Genomic DNA, 14,368 nt, shown 5'->3' on the forward strand with positions numbered 1-14,368 from the left:
GAGCGCCTGACCAGCAGCGGGTGCAGGCGGTCCCAGGCAGTCGCGACGGCCTTCCCGTAGTGGGTGGTGTCGGTCACCGTGGTGACGGACGGGACTGGCTGAGTGGCGGCAACCTCGAACGCGAACTCCGCCCCGCGCTTGGGCTTGCGCCCGCGTTTGCCCGCCGGCTGCGGCGCGGGCGGGAAGTACAGGACGCGATCCGAACGCATCCGGCCTAGCAGCTCCACGGGCAGGTCCGCAAGCAGGAAGGCCAGCCGCGTCACGTCATAGCCGGCATCGACGACGACCAGGACGGGCGGGTCACCGATCTGCCACTGGCCTGCCACATACAGCCGCTGGAACACTTCACGGACCTGGGCGGCGGTGACGGCGATCGCGTCGTCCCACGGACACAGCCGGCGTGGCGCCACCGCCGAGTCCGTGGAGACCGACCTTCAAGATAGATGTCCACCACCACTTGGCAGGCGGAACCTGCTGGCCCGCCATACCGTCGAGGAATGAGCGTTTACGTCATTCTCTTGCCGGAGGCGATCGCGGACGTCGATCGCCATGAAGACCGAGAAGCCCTGGCTATGCCGTATGAAGACGAGCCTGGCGCCGCGGTGTACAAGTATGAGGTCCTGCCCAGTGGTGCCTTGATGGTCTGGCGGACCCTTCCGGACTCTTCGGCAGTACCCGAGGCCACGTTCGGTCCTTCGGCATGGAGCCATGTGCGGGGGTCATTCTTCGGAAGCAACGATTAGCCATCGGCGGGTACCGCGTACCTCGGGATCTGCCCACCGTGGAGGGCTGGCGTGAGCGTGCAGGTGGAACCCCGCGCCCAGTGCTGCTCCTCGTGGTCGGTGACCCCCGCCAGGCGGGACACCAGGTCGGCAGCCCAGCCGACACGCTTGGCCAGCTCAGTCCTTTTTCCGGCGGTGGCGAAGATCCATTCAACGGCGCGGGCCATGACTGATGCCGAGTCTCGCCTGCCTCCTTGGCCCTGCCGCTCACCAATCGCCGCCCGGACGTCGTCATGTACCGCGCAGACACGATCGACGTCACCCCTACCCGCCCTGAGCACGTGCTGCTGGTCGCGGAGGTGGTGTCGCCAGGCTCGGAGACCACCGACCGGATCATGACTGCTGCCGTGCGCCGGTGACGCTCCGTCATGCTGGGCATCATCCTTCGGTCGTGTGAGACCTTGCCGGAGTTGTTGTTCCCGCACCTGATAACGGTGCTGGTGGAACGCGTGGTGGTGGAGAGCGGCGTGCTGCGGATCGCCGCGAGCACGAAGGACGGGACCGCAGCCGTCTGTCCAGGGTGCGAGGCGTTGTCGACACGGGTGCACAGCCGCTACGGACGCAGGATCGCCGATGCGCCGGTCGGCACCCAGCCGGTGCTCATCGAGTTGTTGGTGCGCCGGCTGTTCTGCGACAACAGCGACTGCGCGAGGGTGACCTTCGCCGAGCAGGTCGAGGGGCTGACCAGCCGCTACGGTCGGCGAACGCCCGTCCTGCAGCGGATCGTCGGTGCTCTTGGTGTCGTCCTGGCCGCGCGCGCCGTGGTCCGGCTGGGGCTGATGCTGGGCATCGTGGTCAGCCGGATGACCGTGCTGCGCGTGGTGATGGCGCTGCCGGAGCCGGCCTGGGCGGTGCCGCGGGTGCTGGGAGTGGACGAGTTCGTGACCAGAAAGGGACGCCGGTACGGCACCATCCTGATCGACTGCGAGACCCACCAGCCCCTGGACCTGCTGCCCGACCGCGAGGCCGAGACCCTTGCCACATGGCTGCGCGAGCACCCCGGCGTCGAGATCGTCTGCCGCGACCGCGCGGCGTTCTTCGCCGAAGGTGCCCGCACCGGCGCCCCGCAGGCCCGGCACTGCGCAGACAAGTGGCATGTCTGGCACAACCTCGGCGAAGCCGTCGAACGCCTGGTCTCCCACCAACGCTCGCTCCTCCGCGACCTCGTCGAGCCGGAACCTTCGCCCGAACCCGAACCGGGGCCCGTGCCGACCTCCGTCGGCCAGGAGCCACCCGAGCCCTACCCGCCGGGGAAGTTCCTCGACCGGCTCCGCGATACCCACGCCGCGGTCCGCGCCCAGGTCGAGAAGGGCCTGAGCCTGCGCGAAGTCGCCCGCCGGCTCGGACGGGCCGCAACACGGTGCGCAAGTACGCTCGCGCCGCCAGCCCGGAGGCGATGCTGCACGGCCAGTGGCAAGACCGGACCAGCAAACTCGACCGCTACCGGCCCTACCTGGAGCAACGGATCGCCGAGGGCCGCACGAACCTGTCGAGCCTCCACCGCGAGTTGCAAGAACGTGGGGCCCGCTGCGCTTACAGCACTCTGCGCGACTACGTCCATCCGCTGCGTCCCGGACGCCGACCCGCCACCAACCGGCCGCCGATGGCCCGGCCTCCCTCGCCCCGCGAAGCCACCCGCTGGATCATGAGCCACCCCGACCACCTACGCGACGACGACCAACTGCAGCTCAAGACGCTGCTGGCCCGCTCGCCCGAGCTCACGGCCGCCACCGCCCACGTCCGGACGTTCGCGACCATCATGACCAACCGTGAAGGAGACCGGCTGCCCGGATGGATCGCCGATGTCTGCGCCGACCAGCAGTGCGGCCTGGCCTCCTTCGCCGCCGGGCTGATCACCGACCTCGACGCCGTCGTCTTCGGCATGAGCACCGAATGGTCCTCCGGGCCCGTCGAAGGCCGGGCGTCACGGTGTGACGCCTTCTGAACGCGATTGCCTCTGGCGATAGGCCCGGGTGCGGCACCTCGGTGAGCAGTACAGGGCATCCACCCGCTTGCGGTTGCCGCCCGTGACCTCGCCGACGGACCGGGCACCGCTTCTTCGGCCGGCGGTACTGACGGCCCTCACGCAAGGCGACGGCGAACTCCGGATTGCTCCGCCACCACTCCTCCCGCTCATGCTTCCGTCTCCACGCTTTCGTGCGGCAGGCCGCTGAGCAGTACCGGCGTGACTTCCGGCTGCCCTGGGGCAGCGGGCTGCCGCACTGACTGCAACTCTGGACGCTCTTTCTTGCCACAGCTCCAGGATCCCCCTGGACGATCCATGCGACCAGGAACGCAAGGGAGCCGTTCGCCAGACTCGGCTTTGTCTCGCCGCAGGTCAGGGCCGCCGCACAAGACAACGCCGGCTGAGGACGTCACCTCGGGTGGCTGCTGAGCTGCGGGCGTCAGTCTTGCTTCGATACTCCTGCTGATCCTCGGCAATGCCAGCAGCGGCGGGGTCCTGCCGGCGGCGTACCTTCCGTCCTGGCTGCACCCGCTGTCTGAGGTCCTGCCTGTCGGGGTGGGCGTCCGCGCGATGCAGGGGCTGTCCGGGTTTCAGAACGACGGTTTGACCCGCGCCCTGGTGATCCTCCCGCTGTGGGTGCTCGGCGCCGTCGCCGTGCTCTACCTGAAGGACGCGTTCCGACGCGAGGCTCCGCGTGCCGCGCAGAACACGGCCGAGCCTCAGTACGCGGAAGCCCTTCCGGTTGAGGAGGTCGGGGCCGACGTCGAGCCAGCGCGGCAGGCCGGGCCTGGTGGTCTGTCCGGTCTCGGCAGCGGCGGTTTCGATGAAGCGGCGCAGCAGCGCGCGGCGTGGTTCGGGTGACCGCACTCCGGCCTCGACGTCGGCGAGGATCGGACGCAGACGGTGCGCATCAGGCGTCGTTCCGGCGGGCTTCCTTGCGGGCTTCACGCGCGGCCCGCTCCGTCGCCGCGTGCGCGGCCGTCGCCGCAGCCAGGCCGGCGAACAGCGAGAAGTGAACGTACGTCGCTCGACGCACGTTGAGCTTCCGACGCATCATTTGTACGGCCTCACCCATAGCGGCGGCGAAGGCATGTGAGGCAGCCCGCTGTGCGGGCAGGAGGTCGCCGCCGGCGCCCTCCGGACGGGACCGGCCATGAATCTCTGGTGAACTCTCCCGCCTCACGGGATCGCGTATCTCTGCAGGTCACAGGCCGTGTCTCATGGCCGGATGCTGAGTATCGCGACGATGCACGCCGGGTCTGGCTGCCGCTACTTCTTCTGTGGGGTCATGGTCGGCGACGGCCGGCGCCCGGCGGGCAAGCCGCTGCTCGCCGCGCAGGAGGAGGCCGGTGTCCCGGCCGGGCGCTGGTGGGGCCGGTGTCTGGCTGCGCTCGGCACCCGGTGCCGTCGTGACCGAGCGGCAGGCCGAACTCCTCCTGGGTGAGGGGCGGCACCCGGATGCCGACCGGATCGAGCGCGAGCGTCGGGACGCGGGGCTGGACCCCAAGGCTGCACGGCGGGCGACTGTTCTGGGGCGGCCGATCGAGCAGATCGAGAACGCGGTCCTCGCCCTGGATCTGGGGTTCCGGGCGCCGTCGACCGCTCAGGTGGCATGGGGGCTGGTCGACGACGACACCCGCGGTGTGCTGGAGCTGTGCCAGGAGATCGGGCGGAGCAGGGCGCTTGCCTGACTGGAGGAGTCGGTTGCCACAGTGCGGTGGGGGAGCGCCGGCCGTCACCGTGCCCCGGTCCTCGACGGCCTGGTCGTCGCGGTGTTCTGCCACTACGAATCCCGGTCCGGTCAGCCCCTGTTGCATGAGCATGCGCTGATCTCGGTGAAGGTGCGGCGGCCGGACGGGCAGTGGGGCAACCTGTAGGTTCGCATTTTCCGTGTCCTTTTCTCACAGGCGATGTCCCTTGCCCGGCCCAAAGGACACGGAAGTGAGACGAACGGCTGGGGTTCGACCCCGCGAGAACGCAACGCTCAGGCCTCCCGGGACGCGCCGGGGGGCGGGCTCACTCCTGCACCGGCCCCGCCGCGAGGGCGTCCAGCTGCTCCTTCGACCACGAGAGCCTGCCAGCCCGCAGGTCTTCGACTACCGCGTGCACCCACTCCAGCTCCGCGGCCGTCACGGCCCGCAGGTACTCGGTCTCCAGGCGGGTGATGCGCGGCAGCCCCTGCTCCGCCTCTGCGGCCATGGCCGCTTCCAGACCGTCGAGCTGCTCCGCGAGGGCGTCGACCCGCCGCTCCAGTACGTCCGCCATCTCGTCGGACGTGAGCAGCAGAAGGTTCGAGAGGGCGGCCGGGAACTCCGGGAACTCCTCCTTGGGCGCGGAGAGCATCTCCTCAAGCCAGGCGCGGGCGGTCTCGCGCCCCGCGTCGGTGACCTCATACACGGTCCGCTCGGGGTACTGCTGATCGCGGCCGGTCTCGCGGACCGTGATCAGCCCGTCGCCATTGAGCCGCTCGATCGTGCGGTAGAGGCTCGCACGCTGCCTGACGTTGACGACCTGCTCCTTGCCCCAGTCCTTGACCAGCCGCTGGATGCCGTACGGATGCAGCGGCTTGTAGTGCAGCAGAGCCAGGACGGTCAGGGCGAGGGGGGAGCTGCGGGGAGCGGATGTGGTCATGGACTCGATTTTAGCCCCGGAATGACTAGTTGACGAGATACTAGTTTCAGTGAAACTATCAAATCGTCAACGCGACACAGCCCCGAGAGGAACCACCGAGATGTCCCGCACCGAGCGCATCCACTCCGACCACGACCTCGTCAAGCACCTCGGCAACTGGACCGAGGCCGGCCGCTTCGAGATCAAGGCCCGCCATGGCACCGCTGTCCTCGACCTCCGCTCCCCCGGCCTCCCCGACGACGTCGAGATCCACCTCGCCATGGACCGGGCCATGGTCAAGCTGCTCGTCGACGACGCCACCGCCATCGACCACTGGAACCTGAGGTGGACCGCCCGCGGCAAGGTCAAGGACTCCCAGTCCTCATCCACCCACAACACGACGGCCGGCCGCCGGGTCCGTCTGTCCGGCTCTGCGACGAACAGCGAGATCCGCATCCACCGCGGTGGCATCGCGATCCTGTCGGCGATGTTCTCCCGTGCGTACTTCCAGGATGTGCGCCGCGCGCACAAGAGCGGCGGCATACCGACGATCGACGACCCTTCGAGGGGGCACCAGTCATGACCCGCATCGGCAAGGCCCGCACCGCACTCGTCGTCGGCGGCGGTATCGCCGGCCCGGTCGCCGCGATGGCGCTCCGCCAGGCAGGTATCGAGGCCGCCGTCCACGAGGCGTACGACCACACGGCCGACGGGGCCGGAGGCGGCATGACCATCGCCCCGAATGGCCAGAACGCCCTCGACGCGATCGGCGCGGGCGACCTCGTCCGCGCCATCGGCACCCCGGTCACCGCCATGGGGCTACGGAGCTGGACGGGCAAACACCTCGCGCGGTTCGCCCCGCCCTCCCGCCTCCCGTCCCTGCAGTTCGTCTGGCGCGCCGATCTCTACCGGGCGATCTACGACGAGGCGGAGCGCCGCTCCGTTCCCATCCACCACGGCAAGCGGCTGACCGGCACGACAGGCACCGGCTCCGGCGTCACCGCGCACTTCGCGGACGGTACACAGGCGAGCGCCGACATCCTGATCGGCGCCGACGGCATCCGCTCCACGGTCCGCTCCCTGATCGACCCGGCCGCACCGCGGCCGAACTACGCCGGCCTGGTGTGCTTCGGAGCGCGGATGGACCGGTCAGGGATGCCCTCCACCGACGGCGTCATGTACATGTGCTTCGGCAAGCGCGCGTTCTTCGGCTACCAGGTCTTCGACGACTCCTCGGCGGTGTGGTTCGTGAACCTGCCCCACCGCGCACCGATGACAGTCGCCGAGGCTCAGGCGATCGGCGCGGAGGAGTGGATGCGCACCCTGCGGACCGCCTTCGCCGACGACCGCACCCCGGCCCTCGAAATGATCAGCCGTACCGACGTCGGCCAACTCCTCATCACCGGCCCGATGGAGAACATGCCGAGGGTCGCGAACTGGACCCACGGCCGCATGACCCTGATCGGCGACGCGGCCCACGCCGCCTCGTCCAGCTCCGGACAGGGCGCCTCCATCGCCGCCGAAAGCGCCGTCGAACTGGCTCGCTGCCTGCGGGACCTGCCCTACGACCAGGCTTTCGCGGCGTACGAACAACTGCGCCGACCCCGCGTCGAACGCATTATCAAGCTCGGCGCCCGCACGAACAGCAACAAGACCGCGGGCCCGGTCGGCCGCGCCCTGCGCGACCTCGTGATGCCGACGACCATGAAGCTGATCAACCCGGAGAAGATGGCCTGGCAGTTCGACCACCACATCGACTGGGACGCGACGGCAGCCCCGCTCACGTGAACTCCAGCCCGTCCGCCGGGAACGGGCTGCCGCCCGCGCACAGGTCCAGCACCGCGCCTGCGCCGGCCGGGTGGAGTCCGATCGGTCACCCGGGGCTATGGCCGCGGCCAGCTCCCTGTCGTTCGTCCAGACTCCCGACGCGGGTGGCAGGTTGGTTCGAATCCTGCCGAGTGCACACAGGTCAAAGGCCCCCCCGGGATCATCCCGGGGGGGCCTTTGACATCAACCGCTGACATCAACGTGGTCAGAAGCGCCGATCACTAAGTGGTCGGCTCCGGAAATCCTTCGGGGGTTGACGTCGGAGTCCAAGCAGCGCTGGGCAGTTGTCAGGGGCTCAACCGGCATCGTCTCAACGGGCGGCTGATCCGAGGTCTGACGTCTCGGTGAGGTTGGACTCTGCGCAGGGGTCACGCGATCTGCGAAGCCCTGGCCATCTTCCAGGAAGAGTGGCTGGCCCTCCACAACTAGGCGAACCCCGACGCCATGCCCGGCACCCGCGACCTGGTCGCCCCCGTCGCCTACGTACGGTGCCCGGTCAAGGCCACGCCCATCTCCACCTGCCAGCGGATCCTCGACTTCTACGGCGAGGACTACAAGGGGATGCGCCTGGAAGACCTTGTGCGCACCGTCAAGACCGCGGTCATCGAGCACGCCACGAAAGCCCTCGTGATCGACGACATCACCCGCCTCAAACTGCACCGTGAAGCCGACCAGGACGTCCTCGACCTGATCCGCGAAATGATGAGCATGCCCGTCACTCTCATCCTCGTCGGCGTCGGCATCCCCACCTCGGGCCTGCTACGCGAAGGCCGCCGCGACCCCAAGACCCAGGAGTGGATCTACGAGCCGGTCAAGGACCGCGGCCGCAGCCCCAACGACCACGCCGCCAGCCAGCACGAACGCCGCTTCCAGGTCGTCGACCTCGGCCCGTTTAGGTACGTCACACCTGCGGGGATGGAGGCCTGGATGGCCCATCTTCGGCGTCTGGAAGGCGAGTTGCGGCTGCTGACCAGCACCACTGGCATGCTCACCGAGGGCGACATGCCCGAGTACCTGTTCAACCGCACCAAGGGCGTCGTCGGCATCCTGGAGAAGCTCGTCCAGCACGGCTGCCGCCGCGCCATAAAGGACAAGAGCGAACGCCTGACGAAGGAGCTGCTCAACCAGTTCACCGTCACCCCCGACGACATGCCCGACCTCGACGCGGGATCCGGCGAGCAGCCCAACATCCCGCCCCATGAGCCGACACAGAAGAAACAGTCTCGCGGCCGCAACACCGTGTTCGACGATGACGGCCCGGCCGCGGCCGACGCCGGATGACCGAGGTGTGGCACCGTCCCCTGGCCCGCAGCCTGGAGCCGCTGCCGGAGGAGTCCCTGCCCGGGTACCTCCTCCGGCTCGCCTACCGGCTCGGGCGCTCCCTCGCCCGCGTGGCACACCTCTGTGGTCTCCCGACCAATGGCCAACGCCGTCTCGCAGCTGACTACCTGCTCGAACTACCCCCGGAGACGGTTGCTGAATTCGCGCGAGTAACAGGCCTCTCCGTCCCTGAGGCGCAGAACCTCGGCCTGCGCCGCTACATGGGGATCTTCCCCGCGCTACAAACCATGCGGGGCAACACATCTCGTCAGCCCGAAAGTCGGCCGGGGATGTTCGGCAGCGTCAGCCATCTCTACGAGTCCAACTGGGCAGTCAGTCAGTCGAGCCGCTTCTGCCCACAGTGCCTCAACGGTGACGGCAGTCCCGTGCAGGAAGCGTACGGCGGCCCGTGGAACCTCCGCTGGCACCTGCCCTTCGTCTTCGCCTGCACAATCCACCGTCAGCTCCTACACAGCCGTTGTCCCAGCTGTCGGTCTGACCTGGCCCAGTCGTACAAGGGCCGTGCAACCCTGATCACCCAACCCGGCAGCGCACACATCCTGCATCCACTCCAGTGCCGAAACCTCCTAAGCGGGCAGGACAACCGGCGCGTACGGCCCCACCCCTGTGGCGCCCGGTTGGAAGAGGCTGGCGATCACAGTCCGGCCATGCTCCCCAGCGAAGACCATTACCGCCTCCTCGGCCTGCAGCGTCGGCTGGACGCACGGCTGTCACTTCATTCCGACGAGAATGTGGAGGGGTCCTCAGCAGGCACTCCCTCGTTCCAGAACCTTGTACACACCGCTCAACTCATCAAGCTGAGCTGGCCTGCCGGCAGCAGTCTGGCGCCCTCGGATGCCCTTGCCTCCCTCATCGACAGCCATGCCCGCCCTCTGCATGCAGAATTGCGCACGCCCCGGCCCAAGTCCACCTCGCACCTCGCAGCCCTGTGGACTGCGCCGCAGGGAAGTGCCCAGTGCGGCGCACTGTTGTTGGCCGCTGAGGAAGTGCTCCGCACAGCAGACGGCCCAGCCCAACTGCGCACTCTCATCCGCCCCTTGGCCCGGTTCGCGTTGGAACACGCGCCAGCGGGCGCGTGCCGCTCCTTCTTCAGCCGTCCCGGTTTCTCGCCGACCCTGGCCCGGGCGATGGTGCGGCGAGCACACGGTTTCCACGCCGCGGGGCCGTGGGAGTACGCCAATCTGCGCGTCGCCTCGCGGGACTGTCACTTCACCGCCGAGGAAGTCCCATCTCACCTGCCCCAAGGCTGGTACGACACGTTCTTCGCGGACTTCGCTGATCACGTGCCCCATCCCAACCTCTACACCGTCCGCCATCTGCGCCGAGCGGCACCGCTCAAGCTGGTCGAGATGACTATCGGAGGGTCCTGGGTCGAGTGTGCCCGCGCTCTGGACATCCCCGAAGGACGAGCCCGCAGCGCGCTCGTCAAACTCCGCGGTCAGTTCGGCGACAGCGATTTGTGGTCCCGCTTCGAGGAGATCGCCGAACGACTGGTCCAGCATCTGGATGAACTACCCCGACGCGTCAACTACGCCCGACGTCGCCGCTCTCTGGCCACCTGGCAGATGCCGCGCACCGACTGGGCAGCGCTCTGTGATGGCCTCCCGCAAGCGAATCGGCTCACCTCCCTGGACGACATCATGCTCGGCACCGTGCTGGTATGGGCCGAGGCAACCCAGTCCGATTACCTGCTGTGCCCCCTCCTCCGAGCTTCGGGTACAGCCAGGACCGATCTCACGAGGCTGGCCGACAAGACCGCCCGATTCCTCAGTCCGGCCAACCGGAATGACACGCGTCTGGAACTCCTGCACCGCGTCGCCGACTACGCGAAAGCCCTCGGCTCGTATTGCGACAACGGCACACCCGCTACCCCGCAGGACGTTGACGTTTTCGATGCCGCATGCTCGCCCAGGTTTAGCGGCAGGAGCTTGTGACAGACATCGGAACTCGTCAGAGCTCGGCGTCACCTCTGCGCTACAGCGGTGAGACGGCGTGTTCACTCGCAGAAGTGCTCCCTCACCGACGCGGGTCGTCGCGTGTGCCGCACCACTGTTGTCCGCGACGTCGATGCAGCGGTCTCACGAACAGGCGCAGCAGTCGAGCCCGCTCGAAAAGTCCCGTTGCCTCAGCTCAGATGGCATCCCCGCTTTCGCTCCGCAGTCGCGGACCGGTTACTGATCGGTGAGTCGAGACTCGGTCGTGGGGCGGCAACGTGGGGGCATGAGGAATCCGGCTACTCGCCACCACGCAGTGCCGCCCAGATCCGCGGCGGAAGGAGTTTGGCGGCTCTGTCGAGGTCGACGTCTGCACCGCTCAGCCACCTGCGGGACAGTTCCGCGAGCGGGCCGACCAGAACCATCTCGATCAGCGGATCCGTCAGGTCCACGATCGAGCCGGCCTCGATGTGCGGTGCCAGCCACGCGGAGATACGGGCCATGCGGGGGCGCTTGGCCTCGGCGATCACCTCGGCGTGCGCGGGTCGGTAGGCGATGTACTCCGACAGGTGGATCACTCGTGCCTCAGCAGAACGGTCCATGGTGAACGCAAGGTAGGCCTTGGCCGCCGCGGTCACTCCGGTGCGGGCCGTCCTCGCCCGCTCCATCTCGGCCACGGTCGCATCGAGCATCTCTCCCAGGCATCGGGCGTACAGGGCCGCGACCAGCCCGTCGAAGCTGCCGAAGTGGTGGTAGAGGCTGCCGAGGCTTACCCCGCTGCTCGCAAGGACGGATTGCACGGTCGTCTCGCCCGCTTCGTGTGCGGCCAGCGCGGCATCCAACAGGCGCTGCCTGGTCTCCTCCCCCCGCCGCTGCTTAGCCGTTGGCACGGGTCAGCTCCCGTGCCTGGTCCCATAGCCGACGGGCCAACTCGGGGTCGCCCTGCAGGGGCTCTTCCTTGTGGGTGTTGAAGTAGCGTCCCGTGCCTGTGGTGTCTGTCGCCAGGCGCACCACGGGCGCCGCGCCCGCGGCCGGGCCCCGCCACAGCCGCTTCGCCAGGCGGAGCATCACGCCCTGCGCGCCACCTCGATCGCCCAGACCGGTGCGGATCACGCCGGGATGCACTGCGTCGATGGTCACGCCGGTGTCCTTCCAACGCTCCGCGAACAGCGGCATCATCAGCACGTTCGCGCGCTTGGTGTCGCAGTACGTGCGGGAACTGCTGAAGTCCTTGCCCCACGGGGTGCGGTTCGGATCGATCTCGCCCCTGGTGTAGAGGCCGGCGCTGACCTGCACCACGCGCCGCAGCCGCGACTCCAGTGCCAGGTTCAGCTGGAACGGCGCCAGGTGGTTGATCGCGAACGAGGCCTCGATGCCGTCCTCGTTGTGCTGCAGTTCGGTCGGCCACAGGGCCGCGTTGTGGACAAGCACGTCGATGGCGGGACATTCTACCGCCAGGTCCTTCGCCAAAGCGTCCACCGTCCGCCGCGAGGCGAGGTCGCCTTGGACCAGCTCGACTCCTTGAGGCACCGACGCGGCGGGGTCACGCGCCACCGCGACGACCCGGTAGCCCTTGTCAGCCAGCGCCTCGCACACCGCGTACCCGATACCCCGATTGCCGCCAGTCACGACTGCTGTCTTCATGGCAGCCAGCGTAACCATAATCTTGTTCTAGAAAAAACTTCTATTACAGAGTCTCGCCTCATCGGACACGACGGAGACCCCGCGGCGGCACCGGGATCACCGTCTGTCAGGTCGGGCCGGTCGTGTTCAGAGCTGGCCTGGTCGAACAAGGCCGCTCTCATAAGCGATGACGACGAGCTGGGCGCGGTCGCTCACGCCCAGCTTGGCCATCGTCCGGTTGACGTGGGTCTTCACCGTGTGCGGGCTCAGCTGCAGGCGCGCGGAGATCTCGTTGTTGGTCAGTCCCCGGGCGACCAGCGTGAGCGTCTCCCGCTCGCGGGGAGTGAGCAGCTCCATCTGCTCCGGTCGACGATTACCAATTGGCTCGGACAGATGACGGAAGCGCTCCATCAGGGCGCGGGTCGCCGCCGTGGAGAGCAGTGATTCGCCGGCCGCCACCGTCTCGATCGCGCCGACCAGATCGGCCGGATCGGCACCCTTGCCGATGAATCCGCTGGCCCCAGCCCGGATCGCCTCAGCGACGTACTCATCGACCTCGAAAGTGGTGAGGATGAGCACCTTCACGTCGCACAAGTACTCGTCCGACGTCAGCATCCGAGTCGCTTCCAGACCGTCGACCTCAGGCATGCGAATGTCCATCAGCACGACGTCCGCACGGTGCTCCCGAGCCAGCGCCACGGCATCGGCGCCGTTCGCGGCTTCGCCGACCACCTCCATGCCGGGCGTGTTGTCGATCAGCAGCCGGATCATGCCCCGTAGGAGCGCCTGGTCATCGGCGAGTACGACACGGATGGTCACCGGCCGGCTCCGCTCGACTGCTCGGTCAGGCGGACGGGGCGGGCAAAGGGCAGCCGGGCGTCCACGGAGAACCCGCCCTGCGGACGACGACCCACAACAACCTGGCCTCCCACCGCCGCCGTTCGCTCCCGGATGCTGATCAGGCCCCGTCCGGTGCCCCCTGAAGCACTGTTGTCCGGTGCCGCGGCATTGACGGACCCACCGTTCTCGACAGTGAGGCGTACGGCGTCGCGCCCGAAGCCGACCCGGACGCAGGCAACGTCCACACCGCCGTGCTTGCGCACATTGGTCAGTGCCTCCTGGACGATGCGGTACGCGGCGAGGTCCACCGCCGACGGAAGGGGCTGCTTCTCGCCTTCCTTGACGACCTCGACCCGAAGCCCGGCACGGGCGAACGACGCCACCAGCTCTTCGAGTTGGTGAAGTCCTGGGACCGGATCCCGCGGCGTAGCGCCATCTCCCGGCTGGGTGAGAAGGCCCACGATCGCGCGCAGTTCGTCGAGAGCCTGCTTGGAGTGGTCGCGGATGGCTACGAGGTTGTCCACCAATACCGCCGGATCACGTTGTCCTAGATGGACGGAGATACTGGACTGGGTGGTGATCAAAGTGAGTTCGTGGGCCACCACATCATGCAGTTCCCGCGCGATACGCATCCGCTCCTCGGTGACGCGGCGGGCGGCCTCTTCCTCGCGGTTGCGCTCCGCCCGCGTCGCGCGCTCAGTCAACGCCTTCACGTAGGCGCGCTGGCCGCGTACCGAGTCGCCCACGGCGGTGGCCAGTCCAATCCATGTGAGCGCGCCAAGGCGCTGGGGTCCAAAGAGCAGGCCAGGTGCCCAGAGCACGGCCGGCCCGATCGTGCATGCCGCCGTTACGGCTGCCGCAGCCCAGGCGGTGCGCCGCTCAGTGCGCACCGCCATGTTGTACAGGGCCGCACTCAACGGGGTGACGAGAGGAGCGACATCTCCGCCGGAGGCCTGGACGATCACGCATACCGCCGTCGCGATGCCGAGCGCCCAAAAGGGCGCGCGTCGTCGTGCCAGCAACGGCACGGTTGCGGCAGCGGCGAGAAGGGCGTCCAGCGCGGTTGGATGGGCGGACGGCAGCGCCGAGAAGCGCGCCCCGAAAGCGATCAGGGTGCACATATAGATCACGCCGACCAACGCGAGATCGACGATCAGGGGATTTCGCCGCGCCCAGCAGCGTACTGCGGTCCACATGCACCCAGCGTAAACACCACCGGCAGCGGAGATGTCGCCCCGACGCGTCACTCACACCTACCGCAGCCGCGGTATTTCGACGGCTGTCTCCGTGCCAGCGGTAGCCCGGACGCGGTACGGAAAAGCACCGCGCTCGCGCGACGACACACCAAAGGCCTTCAGGAAAACTCATTTTGCCGCGGCCCGGCAGCATCTCCTGCCTTCTGCCTCCCGCCTCCTGCCACAGCGCAAAAAGCCGCCCCCCTGGCA

18 protein-coding genes and 1 pseudogene are annotated in these 14,368 nt (G+C 68.2%); 11 read left to right on the forward strand and 8 right to left on the reverse strand.

Translation table 11 applies throughout. The features are described 5' to 3' along the window. Positions 1–410: transposase (locus ACFVWD_RS25455; protein WP_389599213.1), on the reverse strand; the 410-nt coding region annotated here is incomplete at its 3' end. 87 nt (positions 411–497) lie between these two features. Between ACFVWD_RS25455 and ACFVWD_RS25460 the strand changes: the two genes are divergently transcribed. Then, positions 498–743, forward strand: coding sequence for a hypothetical protein (locus tag ACFVWD_RS25460; protein ID WP_389599215.1), 246 nt, complete (start codon positions 498–500; stop codon positions 741–743). Here ACFVWD_RS25460 and ACFVWD_RS25465 read toward each other — a convergent pair. After that, the gene (locus ACFVWD_RS25465; protein ID WP_389599217.1) at positions 740–949 is read right to left on the reverse strand and encodes a hypothetical protein; all 210 of its coding nucleotides are present in this window, start codon (positions 947–949) and stop codon (positions 740–742) included. The genes ACFVWD_RS25460 and ACFVWD_RS25465 overlap by 4 nt on opposite strands. Before the next feature lie 33 nt (positions 950–982). On the opposite strand from ACFVWD_RS25465, the pseudogene ACFVWD_RS25470 reads away from it, so the two are divergent. From ACFVWD_RS25470 to ACFVWD_RS25485, 4 genes and pseudogenes are all read left to right on the forward strand, one after another. Then, positions 983–1,141: pseudogene (locus ACFVWD_RS25470) on the forward strand (Uma2 family endonuclease); the annotation flags it as partial. Positions 1,142–1,183: 42 nt separating this feature from the next. Then, positions 1,184–2,431, forward strand: coding sequence for an ISL3 family transposase (locus ACFVWD_RS25475; protein ID WP_389599219.1), 1,248 nt, complete (start codon positions 1,184–1,186; stop codon positions 2,429–2,431). Beyond that, complete coding sequence (locus tag ACFVWD_RS25480; protein WP_389599221.1) at positions 2,428–2,727, forward strand: hypothetical protein; 300 nt, start codon at positions 2,428–2,430, stop codon at positions 2,725–2,727. Before ACFVWD_RS25475 ends, ACFVWD_RS25480 begins: the two co-directional genes overlap by 4 nt. Positions 2,728–3,318: 591 nt before the next feature. After that, positions 3,319–3,609, forward strand: coding sequence for a hypothetical protein (locus ACFVWD_RS25485; protein ID WP_389599223.1), 291 nt, complete (start codon positions 3,319–3,321; stop codon positions 3,607–3,609). 49 nt (positions 3,610–3,658) lie between these two features. Here ACFVWD_RS25485 and ACFVWD_RS25490 read toward each other — a convergent pair whose 3' ends face one another. Next, positions 3,659–3,805 carry a hypothetical protein gene (locus ACFVWD_RS25490; protein WP_389599225.1) on the reverse strand — a complete coding sequence of 49 codons (147 nt, stop codon included), beginning with the start codon at positions 3,803–3,805 and terminating at the stop codon, positions 3,659–3,661. 292 nt (positions 3,806–4,097) lie between these two features. Here ACFVWD_RS25490 and ACFVWD_RS25495 point away from each other — a divergent pair, with 292 nt between their 5' ends. Together ACFVWD_RS25495 and ACFVWD_RS25500 are read left to right on the forward strand one after the other, a co-directional pair. Beyond that, positions 4,098–4,439, forward strand: coding sequence for a hypothetical protein (locus ACFVWD_RS25495; RefSeq protein WP_389599227.1), 342 nt, complete (start codon positions 4,098–4,100; stop codon positions 4,437–4,439). Between the two features lie 21 nt (positions 4,440–4,460). Continuing rightward, positions 4,461–4,625, forward strand: a complete 165-nt coding sequence (locus ACFVWD_RS25500; protein WP_389599229.1) for a relaxase domain-containing protein — start codon at positions 4,461–4,463, stop codon at positions 4,623–4,625. 139 nt (positions 4,626–4,764) lie between these two features. Here ACFVWD_RS25500 and ACFVWD_RS25505 read toward each other — a convergent pair whose 3' ends face one another. Then, positions 4,765–5,379, reverse strand: a complete 615-nt coding sequence (locus tag ACFVWD_RS25505; RefSeq protein ID WP_389599231.1) for a PadR family transcriptional regulator — start codon at positions 5,377–5,379, stop codon at positions 4,765–4,767. A 100-nt stretch (positions 5,380–5,479) separates the two neighbouring features. Between ACFVWD_RS25505 and ACFVWD_RS25510 the strand changes: the two genes are divergently transcribed. The 4 genes from ACFVWD_RS25510 (at position 5,480) to ACFVWD_RS25525 (ending at position 10,460) form a co-directional block, all read left to right on the forward strand. Then, positions 5,480–5,941, forward strand: a complete 462-nt coding sequence (locus ACFVWD_RS25510) for a hypothetical protein (RefSeq protein WP_389599232.1) — start codon at positions 5,480–5,482, stop codon at positions 5,939–5,941. Continuing rightward, positions 5,938–7,146 (forward strand): FAD-dependent oxidoreductase, encoded by a 1,209-nt coding sequence (locus ACFVWD_RS25515; protein WP_389599234.1) that lies wholly within the window; start codon positions 5,938–5,940, stop codon positions 7,144–7,146. The genes ACFVWD_RS25510 and ACFVWD_RS25515 overlap by 4 nt, the downstream gene beginning before the upstream one ends. 483 nt (positions 7,147–7,629) lie before the next feature. After that, positions 7,630–8,466, forward strand: a complete 837-nt coding sequence (locus ACFVWD_RS25520; protein WP_389599235.1) for an AAA family ATPase — start codon at positions 7,630–7,632, stop codon at positions 8,464–8,466. After that, positions 8,463–10,460 (forward strand): TniQ family protein, encoded by a 1,998-nt coding sequence (locus ACFVWD_RS25525; protein ID WP_389599236.1) that lies wholly within the window; start codon positions 8,463–8,465, stop codon positions 10,458–10,460. Before ACFVWD_RS25520 ends, ACFVWD_RS25525 begins: the two co-directional genes overlap by 4 nt. A 299-nt stretch (positions 10,461–10,759) precedes the next feature. On the opposite strand, the gene ACFVWD_RS25530 is transcribed toward ACFVWD_RS25525, so the two are convergent. From ACFVWD_RS25530 to ACFVWD_RS25545, 4 genes are all read right to left on the reverse strand, one after another. Further along, entirely contained in the window at positions 10,760–11,350 is a 591-nt protein-coding gene (locus ACFVWD_RS25530; RefSeq protein ID WP_389599238.1) for a TetR/AcrR family transcriptional regulator, read from the reverse strand. Further along, entirely contained in the window at positions 11,337–12,104 is a 768-nt protein-coding gene (locus ACFVWD_RS25535; protein ID WP_389599240.1) for an SDR family NAD(P)-dependent oxidoreductase, read from the reverse strand. The genes ACFVWD_RS25530 and ACFVWD_RS25535 overlap by 14 nt, the downstream gene beginning before the upstream one ends. Before the next feature lie 126 nt (positions 12,105–12,230). Further along, positions 12,231–12,902 carry a response regulator gene (locus ACFVWD_RS25540; protein WP_389599242.1) on the reverse strand — a complete coding sequence of 224 codons (672 nt, stop codon included), beginning with the start codon at positions 12,900–12,902 and terminating at the stop codon, positions 12,231–12,233. Next, a complete protein-coding gene (locus tag ACFVWD_RS25545; protein ID WP_389599244.1) occupies positions 12,899–14,119 on the reverse strand; it encodes a sensor histidine kinase in 1,221 nt (406 codons plus the stop codon). The genes ACFVWD_RS25540 and ACFVWD_RS25545 overlap by 4 nt, the downstream gene beginning before the upstream one ends. Positions 14,120–14,368: the final 249 nt, after the last annotated feature.

This window comes from Streptomyces sp. NPDC058086, from assembly GCF_042885015.1.
Lineage (GTDB): Bacteria > Actinomycetota > Actinomycetes > Streptomycetales > Streptomycetaceae > Streptomyces.

Excerpts from the sequence above, each read along its gene's own strand:
- ACFVWD_RS25460 (WP_389599215.1), top strand. The coding sequence starts at position 498 with ATGAGCGTTTACGTCATTCTCTTGCCGGAGGCGATCGCGGACGTCGAT.
- ACFVWD_RS25465 (WP_389599217.1), bottom strand. The coding sequence starts at position 949 with ATGGCCCGCGCCGTTGAATGGATCTTCGCCACCGCCGGAAAAAGGACT.
- ACFVWD_RS25480 (WP_389599221.1), top strand. The coding sequence starts at position 2,428 with ATGAGCCACCCCGACCACCTACGCGACGACGACCAACTGCAGCTCAAG.
- ACFVWD_RS25485 (WP_389599223.1), top strand. The coding sequence starts at position 3,319 with ATGCAGGGGCTGTCCGGGTTTCAGAACGACGGTTTGACCCGCGCCCTG.
- ACFVWD_RS25490 (WP_389599225.1), bottom strand. The coding sequence starts at position 3,805 with ATGATGCGTCGGAAGCTCAACGTGCGTCGAGCGACGTACGTTCACTTC.
- ACFVWD_RS25505 (WP_389599231.1), bottom strand. The coding sequence starts at position 5,379 with ATGACCACATCCGCTCCCCGCAGCTCCCCCCTCGCCCTGACCGTCCTG.
- ACFVWD_RS25510 (WP_389599232.1), top strand. The coding sequence starts at position 5,480 with ATGTCCCGCACCGAGCGCATCCACTCCGACCACGACCTCGTCAAGCAC.
- ACFVWD_RS25515 (WP_389599234.1), top strand. The coding sequence starts at position 5,938 with ATGACCCGCATCGGCAAGGCCCGCACCGCACTCGTCGTCGGCGGCGGT.
- ACFVWD_RS25520 (WP_389599235.1), top strand. The coding sequence starts at position 7,630 with ATGCCCGGCACCCGCGACCTGGTCGCCCCCGTCGCCTACGTACGGTGC.
- ACFVWD_RS25525 (WP_389599236.1), top strand. The coding sequence starts at position 8,463 with ATGACCGAGGTGTGGCACCGTCCCCTGGCCCGCAGCCTGGAGCCGCTG.
- ACFVWD_RS25535 (WP_389599240.1), bottom strand. The coding sequence starts at position 12,104 with ATGAAGACAGCAGTCGTGACTGGCGGCAATCGGGGTATCGGGTACGCG.
- ACFVWD_RS25545 (WP_389599244.1), bottom strand. The coding sequence starts at position 14,119 with ATGTGGACCGCAGTACGCTGCTGGGCGCGGCGAAATCCCCTGATCGTC.